General features: G+C 48.5%; 18 protein-coding genes, 1 tRNA gene and 1 pseudogene. 12 read left to right on the top strand and 8 right to left on the bottom strand.

Translation table 11 applies throughout. The features are described from left to right. Positions 1-27: 27 nt before the first annotated feature. The 5 genes from ACRPFF_RS05030 to ACRPFF_RS05010 all read left to right on the top strand — a co-directional run bounded on the left by ACRPFF_RS05030 (position 28) and on the right by ACRPFF_RS05010 (position 2731). Complete coding sequence (locus tag ACRPFF_RS05030) at positions 28-564, top strand: KdsC family phosphatase (RefSeq protein WP_123821838.1); 537 nt, start codon at positions 28-30, stop codon at positions 562-564. Continuing rightward, positions 561-1142 (top strand): LPS export ABC transporter periplasmic protein LptC, encoded by a 582-nt coding sequence (lptC, locus tag ACRPFF_RS05025; protein ID WP_432673987.1) that lies wholly within the window; start codon positions 561-563, stop codon positions 1140-1142. Before ACRPFF_RS05030 ends, lptC begins: the two co-directional genes overlap by 4 nt. Further along, positions 1123-1653: a lipopolysaccharide transport periplasmic protein LptA gene (gene lptA / locus ACRPFF_RS05020; protein WP_432673986.1), complete on the top strand. Its 531-nt coding sequence runs from the start codon at positions 1123-1125 to the stop codon at positions 1651-1653. The genes lptC and lptA overlap by 20 nt, the downstream gene beginning before the upstream one ends. Positions 1654-1726: 73 nt before the next feature. After that, positions 1727-2461, top strand: coding sequence for an LPS export ABC transporter ATP-binding protein (gene lptB, locus ACRPFF_RS05015; RefSeq protein WP_002261126.1), 735 nt, complete (start codon positions 1727-1729; stop codon positions 2459-2461). Positions 2462-2655: 194 nt separating this feature from the next. Then, positions 2656-2731 (top strand) — tRNA-Phe (locus ACRPFF_RS05010). A gap of 201 nt (positions 2732-2932) precedes the next feature. On the opposite strand, the gene mtgA is transcribed toward ACRPFF_RS05010, so the two are convergent. Beyond that, a complete protein-coding gene (gene mtgA, locus ACRPFF_RS05005) occupies positions 2933-3634 on the bottom strand; it encodes a monofunctional biosynthetic peptidoglycan transglycosylase (RefSeq protein WP_308075178.1) in 702 nt (233 codons plus the stop codon). A 2-nt stretch (positions 3635-3636) separates the two neighbouring features. Then, positions 3637-4446, bottom strand: a complete 810-nt coding sequence (gene aroE / locus ACRPFF_RS05000; protein ID WP_432673985.1) for a shikimate dehydrogenase — start codon at positions 4444-4446, stop codon at positions 3637-3639. 303 nt (positions 4447-4749) lie between these two features. On the opposite strand from aroE, the pseudogene glnA reads away from it, so the two are divergent. The 7 genes and pseudogenes from glnA (at position 4750) to ACRPFF_RS04965 (ending at position 9853) form a co-directional block, all read left to right on the top strand. Further along, positions 4750-6168: pseudogene (glnA, locus tag ACRPFF_RS04995) on the top strand (type I glutamate--ammonia ligase). 20 nt (positions 6169-6188) lie between these two features. Further along, positions 6189-6314: a hypothetical protein gene (locus ACRPFF_RS04990; RefSeq protein WP_256864599.1), complete on the top strand. Its 126-nt coding sequence runs from the start codon at positions 6189-6191 to the stop codon at positions 6312-6314. A 3-nt stretch (positions 6315-6317) separates the two neighbouring features. Beyond that, complete coding sequence (locus ACRPFF_RS04985) at positions 6318-7601, top strand: MFS transporter (protein WP_432673984.1); 1284 nt, start codon at positions 6318-6320, stop codon at positions 7599-7601. Beyond that, on the top strand, positions 7598-7873 hold the full coding sequence (locus ACRPFF_RS04980; RefSeq protein WP_014573772.1) for a GIY-YIG nuclease family protein: 276 nt from the start codon (positions 7598-7600) through the stop codon (positions 7871-7873). Before ACRPFF_RS04985 ends, ACRPFF_RS04980 begins: the two co-directional genes overlap by 4 nt. Before the next feature lie 158 nt (positions 7874-8031). After that, positions 8032-8346, top strand: coding sequence for a colicin immunity domain-containing protein (locus tag ACRPFF_RS04975; protein WP_096109205.1), 315 nt, complete (start codon positions 8032-8034; stop codon positions 8344-8346). A gap of 441 nt (positions 8347-8787) precedes the next feature. Beyond that, positions 8788-9561: an RTX iron-regulated FrpC family protein gene (locus tag ACRPFF_RS04970; protein WP_304675324.1), complete on the top strand. Its 774-nt coding sequence runs from the start codon at positions 8788-8790 to the stop codon at positions 9559-9561. A gap of 16 nt (positions 9562-9577) precedes the next feature. Then, positions 9578-9853, top strand: a complete 276-nt coding sequence (locus ACRPFF_RS04965; protein ID WP_002253078.1) for a hypothetical protein — start codon at positions 9578-9580, stop codon at positions 9851-9853. Positions 9854-9939: 86 nt separating this feature from the next. On the opposite strand, the gene ACRPFF_RS04960 is transcribed toward ACRPFF_RS04965, so the two are convergent. From ACRPFF_RS04960 to ACRPFF_RS04935, 6 genes are all read right to left on the bottom strand, one after another. Next, positions 9940-11073, bottom strand: coding sequence for a hypothetical protein (locus ACRPFF_RS04960; RefSeq protein ID WP_432673983.1), 1134 nt, complete (start codon positions 11071-11073; stop codon positions 9940-9942). A gap of 63 nt (positions 11074-11136) precedes the next feature. Further along, positions 11137-11514: an immunity 41 family protein gene (locus tag ACRPFF_RS04955; protein WP_002216453.1), complete on the bottom strand. Its 378-nt coding sequence runs from the start codon at positions 11512-11514 to the stop codon at positions 11137-11139. Between the two features lie 30 nt (positions 11515-11544). Then, the gene (locus ACRPFF_RS04950) at positions 11545-11943 is read right to left on the bottom strand and encodes an immunity 41 family protein (protein WP_432673982.1); all 399 of its coding nucleotides are present in this window, start codon (positions 11941-11943) and stop codon (positions 11545-11547) included. A gap of 5 nt (positions 11944-11948) precedes the next feature. Next, the gene (locus tag ACRPFF_RS04945) at positions 11949-12005 is read right to left on the bottom strand and encodes a toxin C-terminal domain-containing protein (RefSeq protein WP_369414993.1); all 57 of its coding nucleotides are present in this window, start codon (positions 12003-12005) and stop codon (positions 11949-11951) included. A gap of 6 nt (positions 12006-12011) precedes the next feature. Further along, the gene (locus ACRPFF_RS04940; RefSeq protein WP_432673981.1) at positions 12012-12467 is read right to left on the bottom strand and encodes a hypothetical protein; all 456 of its coding nucleotides are present in this window, start codon (positions 12465-12467) and stop codon (positions 12012-12014) included. Continuing rightward, a partial coding sequence (locus ACRPFF_RS04935) for a MafB family polymorphic toxin (RefSeq protein ID WP_432673980.1) occupies positions 12448-13278 on the bottom strand: 831 nt, incomplete at its 5' end. The genes ACRPFF_RS04940 and ACRPFF_RS04935, both read right to left, overlap by 20 nt.

The following is a 13278-nucleotide window of genomic DNA, read 5'->3' as shown; positions in this document are numbered from 1 at the left end:
TATGCCGTCTGAAAACAAGGAAATCCCATGCAGGCAATTTCTCCCGAATTACAGGCGCGCGCCGCCAAAATCAAACTGCTGATCTTGGATGTGGACGGCGTTTTGACCGACGGGCGCATCTTTATCCGCGATAACGGCGAAGAAATCAAATCGTTTCACACACTGGACGGACACGGTCTGAAAATGCTTCAGGCAAGCGGCGTGCAGACTGCGATTATCACAGGTCGGGACGCGCCCTCCGTCGGCATCCGCGTCAAACAGTTGGGCATAAATTACTACTTCAAAGGCATTTCGGACAAACGCGCCGCGTATGAAGAGCTGCGCGTTCAGGCAGGCGTGGAAGAAGCCGAGTGTGCCTTTGTCGGCGACGACGTGGTCGATTTGCCGGTGATGGTGCGCTGCGGATTGCCGGTTGCCGTCCCCGACGCGTATTGGTTTACGCTGCAACATGCCGCCTATATTGCCAAACGCCCCGGTGGTGCGGGCGCGGTGCGCGAAGTGTGCGACCTGATTATGCGCGCGAAAGGTACGCTGGGCGCGGCTTTGAACGAGTACATCAAATGAAAGTAAGATGGCGGTACGGAATTGCGTTCCCATTGATATTGGCGGTTGCCTTGGGCGGTCTGTCGGCATGGTTGGGTCGTATCAGCGAAGTCGAAATCGAGGAAGTCAGGCTCAATCCCAACGAACCCCAATACACAATGGACGGCTTGGACGGAAGGCGGTTTGACGAACAGGGATACTTGAAAGAACATTTGAGCGCGAAAGGTGCGAAACAGTTTCCCGAAAACAGCGACATCCATTTTGATTCGCCGCATCTCGTGTTCTTCCAAGAAGGCAGGTTGTTGTACGAAGTTGGCAGCGATGAAGCCGTTTACCATACCGAAAACAAACAGGTTCTTTTTAAAAACAACGTGGTGCTGACCAAAACCGCCGACGGCAAACGGCAGGCGGGTAAAGTTGAAACCGAAAAGCTGCACGTCGATACCGAATCTCAATATGCCCAAACCGATACGCCTGTCAGTTTCCAATACGGCGCGTCGCACGGGCAGGCGGGCGGTATGACCTACAACCACAAAACAGGCATGTTGAACTTCTCATCTAAAGTGAAAGCCGCGATTTATGATACAAAAAATATGTAAAATTTTTGTTTTAATAGCATTTTTTTCGGCATCCCCCGCTTTTGCCCTTCAAAGCGACAGCAGGCAGCCTATTCAGATTGAGGCCGACCAAGGTTCGCTCGATCAAGCCAACCAAAGCACCACATTCAGCGGCAATGTCGTCATCAGGCAAGGTACGCTCAATATTTCCGCCGCCCGCGTCAACGTAACGCGTAATGACAAAGGCGAACAGTTTATGAAGGCCGACGGCTCGCCTGTACGCTTCAGCCAAACGTTGGACGGGGGCAAAGGGACGGTGCGTGGTCAGGCAAACAACGTTGCTTATTCGTCTGCAGGCAGCACCGTAGTCTTAACCGGTAATGCCAGAGTACAGCGCGGCGGCGATGTCGCCGAAGGCGCGGTGATTACATACAACACCAAAACCGAAGTCTATACCATCAGCGGCAGCACAAAATCCGGCGCAAAATCCGCTTCCAAATCCGGCAGGGTCAGCGTCATCATCCAGCCTTCGAGTACGCAAAAATCCGAATAATCCCAAAATGCCGTCTGAAACATAAACCCGGTTCGGACGGCATATGCCGACCGAAGATATTGAAGAGATATTTATGAGCGCAAACGTCAGCCGCCTTGTTGTTCAAAACCTGCAAAAAAGTTTTAAAAAACGCCAAGTCGTTAAAAGTTTCTCCCTCGAAATCGAAAGCGGAGAAGTTGTCGGCCTGCTCGGGCCCAACGGTGCGGGTAAAACCACCAGCTTCTACATGATAGTCGGACTCATTGCCGCCGATGCGGGCAGCGTGATGCTGGACGGGCAGGAATTGCGCCACCTGCCCATACACGAACGCGCCCGCCTGGGTGTCGGCTACCTGCCGCAGGAAGCCTCGATTTTCCGCAAAATGACCGTCGAACAAAACATCCGCGCCATTTTAGAAATCAGTACCAAAGACAAAAGCCGCATCGACGGCGAAGTTGAAAAACTGCTTGCCGACCTGAATATCGAGCGTTTGCGCAATAATCCTGCCCCATCTTTGTCGGGCGGCGAACGCCGACGCGTCGAAATCGCCCGCGTGCTTGCCATGAAACCGCATTTTATTTTGCTGGACGAGCCTTTTGCCGGTGTCGATCCCATCGCCGTCATCGACATCCAGAAAATCATCGGATTTCTCAAGTCGCGCGGTATCGGCGTATTGATTACCGACCACAACGTACGCGAAACCCTCAGCATCTGCGATCGGGCCTACATTATTTCAGACGGCACGGTGTTGGCATCGGGAAAACCTGATGATTTGGTCGGAAACGAACAGGTTCGTTCTGTTTATCTGGGTGAGAACTTCAAATATTGAAGCGTTTTGCCGTCTGCAAAGCAGAACATCGCCGAACAAACGGCAAAAAACCGATTTGCACTATTTTTCTGTGAAATTAATTTAAACTTAAAACATCGACTTAGTCGGTTGGGTAAAAAATATCGACAAATCCGCTTGCGTGTTGTCCCGAAGTTTGGTTTAATACGCATCTCTTAACTAACGAGACAGACAAAGGCCAGATAGCTCAGTTGGTAGAGCAACGGATTGAAAATCCGTGTGTCGGCGGTTCGATTCCGCCTCTGGCCACCAAAAAACCGCTGATGAGCGGTTATTTTTTTGCCTGCCGTTTTTGGGAAGTTGTCCGTGTCGGACACGTTTTGTGTCTGACCATTATGTAGAAGGACAAAAGTGATAATGATCGCCCCGTTGCGTTTTGGAGAAGAGGGTAAAGGCAGAAAGTATATGCCGTCTGAATGATATTTCAGACGGCATTTTATATTGCGGCGGCACTCAGTCCGTGTCGTCTTCGGGCAATTCTGCCGAACCCATGCGTTTGAGCACGATATTGGTTTTGTTGCGCAGCCGTTTGCTTTTCGGATGGTCGGCGTAGTAGAGCGGGGCGGGGACGCGTGCCGTCAGTTTTGCCGCCTGCTGTTTGGTCAGGTCTGCGGCCGGTTTTTTATAAAAATATCGGGACGCGGCTTCCGCGCCAAACACCCCGTAGTGCCACTCGATTGAATTCAGATACAGTTCGAAAATCCTGTCTTTGTCGGTAACGGCTTCCATCATCGCGGTAATCGCCGCTTCTTCGCCTTTGCGGATATAGCTGCGGCTTTCGTTTAAAAACAGGTTTTTGGCAAGCTGCTGGCTGATGGTCGATCCGCCTGCCTTCACTTCGCCGCTGTTCCGGTTGCGCCTGATGGCGTTTTGAATGCCGCCCCAATCGAAGCCGCCGTGTCCGGCAAAATGGGCATCTTCGGAAGCAATCAGGGCTTTTTTCAGGTTGGTGGAAATGCGGTCGTAGGGAACCCAGCGGTAATCTAGGGCGACATTGCGGCCTTCTTGTTCAAACTGCTTCATCCGCATCGACATAAAGGCGGTTTGATGCGGCGCGACGGCACGGTAGGTGATGATGTTGCCGTACACATAAGCGTTGAAGAAAATGAAGATGCCGATGGGCAGGGCAATCAGCCATTTGATGATACGGAACATGGTTACAGGGCTTTCATGTGTTCGATGACGGGGCGGATATCGGGCGTAAACCCGCGCCAGAGGGAGTAGGAAGCGGCAGCCTGACCGACCAGCATACCCAGGCCGTCTGAAACTTCGGCCGCACCGTTGCTTTGGGCAAAGTTCAAAAACGCCTGCGCCGCGTCGCCGTAAACCATATCGTAGGCAAGGCGGCAGTTGCGAAAAATTTCACGGCTGACGGCAGGAAGCTGACCGCTCAAGCCGCCGGACGTGCCGTTGATGATGATATCAAAACCGCCGTTCAAATCCGCCATCGGGACGGCTTCAATGCCGAAAAGCCGCGACAATTCCTCGGCTTTGGCGTGGGTACGGTTGGCAATGACGATACGGGCAGGGCGGTGTTCTTTCAATACCGGAATCACGCCGCGCACCGCACCGCCTGCGCCCAAAAGCAAAATGGTTTTGCCTTCGATGGCAATGTTTTTGACCTGCGTGATGTCGTTGGCCAAACCGATACCGTCGGTATTGTCGCCACGCAGCTTGCCGTTTTTCAACAGAATCAGCGTATTGACCGCGCCGGCAGCCAAAGCGCGTTCGGAATGCTCGTCCGCCAGATGAAACGCTTCCTGCTTGAACGGTACGGTAACGTTTGCCCCGCAACCGCCTGTTTCAAAAAATGTCGAAACCGCCTGCGCGAAACCGCCGATGTCGGCGCAAATGCGCCCATATTCGATGTCGACGCCTTCCTGAAGGGCAAATTGTTGATGAATCTGCGGCGACTTGCTGTGTGCAACGGGATTGCCGAAAACGGCGTAGCGGGGGAGGGCTGTCATGGTCGTGTTCCAAAAGACGGGACGGCTATTTTATAACGGCGGCGTACAGATGGAAACGATGCCGTCTGAAACGGTTGTCAGGCGGTACGGTTTTTCCCTGTATAAGCTGGGGAGAAATCCGGACATGATATGCAATTTTATCCATATTGTTGACAATCTTGCCGTCTGAAACTATATTTTACAGCTTGAAATTTGACGCAGGGCGAGTTTCAGACGGCATGGACGTGGTAGAATCATGCTGGCTTTGAGCTAATCTGCCGCGTTCCGTATATTTTGCTATTTCCCTTTTCCAGGAGCTGAAAAATGTCTATTAAAAACGCCGTAAAATTGATTGAAGAAAGCGAAGCCCGCTTTGTCGATTTGCGCTTCACCGATACCAAAGGCAAGCAGCACCACTTTACCGTGCCTGCGCGCATCGTGTTGGAAGACCCCGAAGAGTGGTTTGAAAACGGACCGGCGTTTGACGGCTCGTCCATCGGCGGCTGGAAAGGCATTGAGGCTTCCGATATGCAGCTGCGTCCCGATGCGTCTACAGCCTTCGTCGATCCTTTTTATGATGATGTTACCGTCGTCATTACCTGCGACGTCATCGACCCTGCCGACGGTCAGGGTTACGACCGCGACCCGCGCTCCATCGCACGCCGCGCCGAGGCCTATTTGAAATCTTCCGGCATCGGCGACACGGCATACTTCGGCCCCGAACCCGAATTCTTCGTCTTCGACGGCGTAGAATTTGAAACCGATATGCACAAAACCCGTTACGAAATCACGTCCGAAAGCGGCGCATGGGCCAGCGGTCTGCATATGGACGGTCAAAACACCGGTCACCGCCCTGCCGTCAAAGGCGGTTACGCGCCCGTTGCGCCGATTGACTGCGGTCAGGATTTGCGTTCCGCGATGGTAAACATTTTGGAAGGACTCGGCATCGAAGTCGAAGTCCACCACAGCGAAGTCGGTACCGGCAGCCAAATGGAAATCGGCACGCGCTTCGCCACTCTGGTCAAACGCGCCGACCAAACCCAAGACATGAAATACGTGATTCAAAACGTTGCCCACAACTTCGGCAAAACCGCCACCTTCATGCCCAAACCGATTATGGGCGACAACGGCAGCGGTATGCACGTTCACCAATCCATCTGGAAAGACGGTCAAAACCTGTTCGCAGGCGACGGCTATGCCGGTTTGAGCGACACCGCCCTTTATTACATCGGCGGCATCATCAAACACGCCAAGGCCCTGAACGCGATTACCAATCCGTCCACCAACTCCTACAAACGCCTCGTGCCGCACTTTGAAGCGCCGACCAAACTGGCCTACTCCGCCAAAAACCGTTCCGCTTCCATCCGCATTCCGTCCGTGAACAGCAGCAAAGCACGCCGCATCGAAGCGCGTTTCCCCGATCCGACCGCCAACCCATACTTGGCGTTCGCCGCCCTGCTGATGGCCGGTTTGGACGGTATTCAAAACAAAATCCATCCGGGCGACCCTGCCGATAAAAACCTGTACGATCTGCCGCCGGAAGAAGATGCATAGGTGCCGACCGTTTGCGCTTCTTTGGAAGAAGCACTTGCCGCCCTCAANGCCGACCACGAATTCCTCCTGCGCGGCGGCGTGTTCAGCAAAGACTGGATCGACAGCTACATCGCCTTTAAAGAGGAAGATGTCCGCCGCATCCGCATGGCGCCGCACCCGCTGGAATTTGAAATGTATTACAGCCTATAAACTCTCAGGTTTCAGTAGAAATGCCGTCTGAACACAGTTTCAGACGGCATTTTGCATTTGAACGGCAAAACGGCGGAGCAGGGGCGGTGTTTTTCAGCGGTTGGGCGATATTTGCTACAATAGGCTTTTATTTCTTGGCTGTTTGAACCATGACTGTATCGAAATCAGGTTTTATCGGGCAAATCTTTTCCCGCAATATGCTTGTCTGTATTTTTACGGGGTTTACCTCGGGGCTGCCGCTGTACTTTCTGATTAACCTGATTCCGGCATGGTTACGCAGCGAGCAGGTGGATTTGAAGAGCATCGGGCTGATGGCGTTAATCGGTCTGCCGTTTACTTGGAAATTTTTGTGGTCCCCGCTGATGGACGCGGTCAGGCTGCCCGTTTTGGGGCGGCGGCGCGGGTGGATGCTGCTGACGCAGGCAGGTTTGCTGGCGGCTTTGGCGGCATATGCCTTTTTAAACCCCCGTAATCATCTGCCGCTGATTGCTGGCTTGTCGGTGCTTGTTGCTTTTTTTTCCGCCAGTCAGGATATTGTATTGGATGCGTTCAGGCGCGAGATTTTGTCAGACGAAGAATTGGGTTTGGGCAACTCGGTTCATGTGAACGCCTACCGGATTGCCGCTTTGGTTCCAGGTTCATTGAGTTTGGTGCTGGCGGACAGGATGCCGTGGTCAGAAGTATTTGTTATCACTTCATTATTTATGCTGCCCGGTCTTCTGATGACGCTGTTTCTCGCGCGCGAACCCGTGTTGCCGCCTGCCGTTCCTAAAACGTTGAAGCAGACCGTGGTAGAGCCGTTTAAAGAATTTTTTACACGTAAAGGCATCGCTTCGGCTGTATGCGTGCTGCTGTTTATCTTCCTTTACAAACTCGGCGACAGTATGGCAACCGCGTTGGCAACGCCGTTTTATCTGGATATGGGTTTCAGCAAGACCGACATCGGTTTGATTGCCAAAAATGCAGGACTGTGGCCGGCAGTGGCGGCAGGTATCTTGGGCGGCGTGTGGATGCTGAAAATTGGCGTAAACAAAGCCTTGTGGATATTCGGCGCGGTGCAGGCTGTAACCGTTTTGGGGTTTGTATGGCTGGCAGGGTTCGGACATTTCGATACAGTCGGTACAAGCGAGAGGCTGATGCTGGCGGCAGTTATCGGCGCAGAGGCAGTCGGCGTGGGTTTGGGGACGGCGGCGTTCGTATCGTATATGGCGCGCGAGACCAATCCCGCATTTACCGCAACGCAGCTTGCACTGTTTACCAGCCTGTCCGCCGTTCCCCGTACGGTCATCAATTCCTTTGCCGGTTATCTGATCGAATGGCTCGGTTATGTACCGTTTTTCCAGCTGTGTTTCATACTTGCCCTGCCGGGTATGCTGCTGTTGCTGAAAGTTGCGCCTTGGAACGGGGAGAAAACTCAGGATGCAGGCAGATGAACGCGTCAAACTGGAGCGTTTACCTGATATTGTGTGAAAACAGCGCGTTCTATTGCGGTATCAGCCCGAATCCGCAACAGCGGCTTGCCGCCCACACAGCCGGAAAAGGCGCGAAATATACCCGCGTATTCAAACCGGTAGCGATGCGTATCGTTGCAGGCGGGATGGATAAAGGCACTGCGCTCAAACAGGAAATCGCCGTCAAAAAACTGACCGCCGCACAAAAACGGCAATTGTGGGAACAGGCGGAAAAAATGCCGTCTGAAACCTGACGGTTCAGGTTCGGACGGCATGGGTACAGCAGTTGGCAACAATCAGGACAAAGCAGGGCAGGCGACGCTGTCGTTTTTGATAAAGACAATAGGTTTGTAACGGCAATGAAGATAAGTGGAAAACAGCGCGAGCATTATTTGAATACGGATTATCTGCAATGAAAAGAACGGTTTTTTCCAAGATGGCGCAAGATTTCTTCGACGGGAAAACGGATGCCGAAACGTTTTACAACCGGTTTATGGACGATTGGATTGCCAACAGTAGCAAGCCGGATGACGTGCGTGTGCCTGTTCCCTATATCGAACAGTCTTTGAGTTTGGCTGTCGACAGTTATTGTCCTGTGGAGTTTCGGGATGATATGCAGCCGTATGATTATGATGAAGAGCAGTTGAAGCGGGTTGTCGGTATTTATCTGCAAACCGATGATGTGGATGAGGCTTATCGGATGATGAGGAGGCAGGGTTTGATTTGATGGCTTGATGCCGTCTGAACTTGGTTTCAGACGGCATTTTTATTGCCCTTTGTTTGGAAAAACGGGGCGTTTTGCGGCGGATGCCGCTTTTTTTTACGGAGTTTTGAAAAAGGAAAACCGACGTTTCAACAAACAGGACGGCACATAAAGCGTCGCCCTATGAAAGTGAAGGCATATATCAGTATTTTTTATACGCCAACAGAAAAGAAAATGATAAACTGTTTGTTGGATTTGTATTGATTAATCAGTATATTTTTTATGCCGAGGTATTTTTCCTTATCGGTATCCCTTCTTTTATGAGGATGCCTGCCGCTCATATAAAGAACGGGGAAGACCCGATGGGAAAATATGGTACAGCCCTCGATATCGCACAATATGTCAACTTAAAGAGTTAGTATCTACCATGAATATATTCTTTAACTAATTTCTAAGCTTGAAATTATGAGACCATATGCTACTACTATTTATCAACTTTTTATTTTGTTTATTGGGAGTGTTTTTACTATGACCTCATGTAAACCTGTTAATGAACAAACCAGTTTCAACAATCCCGAGCCAATGACAGGATTTGAACATACGGTTACATTTGATTTTCAGGGCACCAAAATGGTTATCCCTTATGGCTATCTTGCACGGTATACGCAAGACAATGCCACAAAATGGCTTTCTGACACGCCCGGGCAGGATGCTTACTCCATTAATTTGATAGAGATTAGCGTCTATTACAAAAAAACCGACCAAGGCTGGGTTCTTGAGCCATACAACCAGCAAAACAAAGCACACTTTATCCAATTTCTACGCGACGGTTTGGATAGCGTGGACGATATTGTTATCCGAAAAGATGCGTGTAGTTTAAGCACGACTATGGGAGAAAGATTGCTTACTTACGGGGTTAAAAAAATGCCATCTGCCTATCCTGAATATGAAGCTTATGAAGATAAAAGACATATTCCTGAAAATCCATATTTTCATGAATTTTACTATATTAAAAAAGGAGAAAATCCGGCGATTATTACTCATCGGAATAATCGAATAAACCAAACTGAAGAAGATAATTATAGCACTGGCGTAGGTTCCTGTATTAACGGTTTCACGGTACAGTATTATCCGTTTATTCGGGAAAAGCAGCAGCTCACACAGCAGGAGTTGGTAGGTTATCACCAACAAGTAGAGCAATTGGTACAGAGTTTTGTAAACAATTCAAGTAAAAAATAATTTAAAGGATCTTATTATGAATGAGGGTGAAGTTGTTTTAACACCAGAACAAATCCAAACCTTGCGTGGTTATGCTTCCCGTGGCGATACCTATGGCGGTTGGCGTTATTTGGCTAATTTGGGCGACCGTTATGCGGATAATGCTGCCGCAATTGTCGGTAAGGATGCAAACTTAAATGGTTTGAATTTATGGATGAAAAAAGGTGTGGAAAACCTATGGGATGATACGGTCGGTAAAAAGATCCGTTTAATGTGTATTTCCGTTTTTTGGATTGTGGTTTTCAATTTATAGCGAATTGGGTTCGGCATATACGGCATTGCAAAAAGCGTTTGACTCTCCAATGCCGTCTGAAAACCGGTTTCAGACGGCATTTGCGTTCAGTGAGAAAGGCCGCGCCTGCCGCCCGAACGTCTCGCCGCAGCCTCTGCATAACGGCTCACCTCTTTTTCCAAGTCTTCCAAGTTCAAAGGAAAATCAGGCAGTCTGTCTCCCTGTTTCTCTTCGCGGACAATCCGCCTGCCATCCAAATACCACGTCTGTTGCGCATGATAGGTCTGTATATCCGCCGTTACGCCATCCGCTTTCAATGCTACCGTCGAAGATTGTGCAATAAAAAGATTTCCGTTTTTCAAATAATATTCGAAACTCTGGCGTTTTTTCCCATTGTCGAAACTCCAATAGACTTTTTGCGGCAGACCGTCCGCATCATAGCCGACCACAAGACTGTTTGCCTTCATCCCCCGTGGCATCAATTCCCGCATATTCTGATAAAACACATAATCGCGTGAGTCCGACGCAATCCGGTTGCTCTCTTCGCGGAAGTCCCAAACCTTCTGCTCATCATTCGCGACATCCCGGTATTTCGCCAAATATACCTGAGCCATCTGATAACACCCGAGACAATGCTCATAAACATCTTCCCCGATTTTCCCGCGCCCCGCCGCATCAAATACCGAACCGTCCGGTTGCCAAATAACCCGATATTCTCCTGTCGTTTCATAATTTTCCCCGTGAACCGTTCCGCCGTACACATTTACAGAAAACGGACGATCGTTCCGATACAGATATTCGGCATTAACAAACGCTTCCGGCGAGCGTTGCAAAAGCGAAACCGCAACCAAACCGCCCTCGCCGATATAGTAATCCAGCCAGACCTCTTCCCCATGTTCCTGCTCCGTTACGTGAAACCATTTCGCCTTTTCTTTCAAACGACTGAGCCGGATAGCGAGCGCGAGATAATCCTTCTCCGACTGCAACGGACCGTCATCCGCAGTTCCGGCAAGACTTTCCTCCGTCCTCATCGATTCCTTCACGATGACAACCGCCCTGTCGGCATTTCGGAACAGGCGGGCAAGTTTCGCCACAAAAGCATTCGGATTTTCAGGTATTTCAGTTGCCGTATCGCTCAAAAACCAACGCGGATTAATCTCATAGGCAATACCCTTCCCCAGCCAAAAGGCAAATACAAGTGCAAAAAATGACAACAATACCAGTTTGAATTTTTTAAACATATTTATTTTTCGTTTAAAAGGATATATCGATTATATCAGACGAGCTTTGATTGCCGGGGTTTGCTATTTTTTGTTGTAATAATCAAATCGCACGTTGACTATGTCTTTCTCGGTAAAAATATAACGGAGCATTGTTTTAAGCCTTTCATAACGTTCATTAATTCCTACGCTATCAGGTAGCCAAGGGGAAGCTTTAATTTCAAAAAGTTTCCAATTTGGAACCATTAAGAAATCAATAATGGTACCGATTCCAATGACAACATATCTTGGTATATCCATCGGATAAGGATATTTTTTTCTAACCTCAATTAAATCATTCTCCAACTTCCAATATTCTTCATCATCCCACACCCCGTCATCATACCATTTGCCAATAAATGAATTTTCGTCATACCCCTCAAAATAAGGAACGTTTCTTATAATATCCTTGAACTCACACATAATAATGTATCTCCAATATAATTAAACTTTTCATCTCAATCTACCTTTACTATGTTGTATTGGAAAGTAAAAAAATTTCCAGTCCTCTACATCTAGATCAGTAAAAATATAACGAAGCATTACTCTGAACCTTTCATAACGCTCATTAATTTTGACACTTTTAGGCAACCAAGGAGAAGCTTTAATTTCAAAAAGTTTCCAATTTTGAACCATTAAAAAATCAATAATGCTACCGATTCCAATCACGATGTCCCTTGGTATATCCATCGGATAAGGATATTTTCTCCTAACCTCGATTAAATTATTCTCCAATTTCCAATATTCTTCATCATCCCACACCCCGTCATCATACCATTTGCCAATAAATGAATTTTCGTCATACTCTTCAAAACAAGGGATGTTTCTTCTAAAATCCTTGAACTCGCACATAATAATTAATCTCCAATACGATTTAGGTTTTTATCAAATGTACCGTTTCTTGTTTCTTTTATATAATGTTATTCATCGTAGTAAGGTTCTGTTGAATAATTGTCTTTGCCCCCGGCAATGATAGTAACAATTTTCCCTTTTGCTTCCCATGCTTGTACTCCTATTTCATCAAACTCATAGACATATGTCGGATAAGATTCATTTGATAAATAATATTCATCAATACCGTATGATTTAGGGTGATGGAAAAGTTGTTTAAAATCTTCAAAATTTAGACCTATTAAATTAACGCCCATAAAATATAGCTCCTGATAACAAAATATCGAAATAATTTTGTTTTTTTTGACGGAAATGAGTAAATTTGAGTCGGGAGATTCATAATATTCTGTTCCAAACTCATCAGGAGGTTCATACATAAAAGTTTCCAGTATGTTTTTGTACTGTGTTATATCAGCACCAAAACGGAATATTCCTACAGAAGTAAAAGGTAAAAATTCGGGAGTTTTAACGACCGCGTCGACCATGCTCTTCTCCTTTTGCTTTTCGATTGGCATTTTTTGTAATATTTCTGATTTTTCGCTCAATCTTTAAGCGTTCATTTTTGGACATTCCGGGAATAATTTTATTTGTTAATTCAGCAATTTTTGATTCCGCTGATATTTGACTTCGACCGCCATCTCCATGTTTTTCATTCTTGGAGCTTCCTGTTCTTTTTGGCGGACACGCATTATGAACCCAAACCCCTTCCGTTTCCGCCTTATCACCCTTGACAAAGTAGGTATGCCAGTCGGCAACGGTCAGATTGTAGGCTTTGAGCGGTTTTGGTTTGACAACGATGTTGCGGACGGTTTGGGTTTTGCCGCTTTCGGATAACAGCCTGTTTCCCGTTTTCAAATCTTCCGCTTTAATCCATTTGCCGCCCGAATAAAACGGGTGGATTTTATTGGAAATCAGGGTTTGGCTGTTGCCGATGCCGTCTGAAACTTTAATGTAAACGGTTTCTTGATACGGATTGCCGTATCGGGCGGTAACGGGTTTGTATCCCGTTACCCCGCTTGCCTCGTCCTTGGCGAAGACGCGGTCGCCGACCCGGATACGGGCGATGGCTTTGTAGCCGTCTGCCGTTTTGACCAAGGTGCTGCCGTGGAAGGAGCAGGTGTAGGATTTTGAGAAATCCCCGCTAACCGCAGCCTTCCCCGGTTTTGCCGCCCTTCCTAGTTTTGCCGCCTTCCCCAGTTTCGCCAACTTCTCAGCTTTGGCAAACGGCAGGATGTTGGCCAGGGCTTCGACGGTTTCGGCGGCATTGGGATTTTCCTGTATCCACCGATCAACGGC

The sequence above is a fragment of the Neisseria sp. SLRRB23 genome, assembly GCF_050896295.1.
Classification (GTDB): domain Bacteria; phylum Pseudomonadota; class Gammaproteobacteria; order Burkholderiales; family Neisseriaceae; genus Neisseria.
This window is presented reverse-complemented; position numbering and strand designations above follow the sequence as displayed.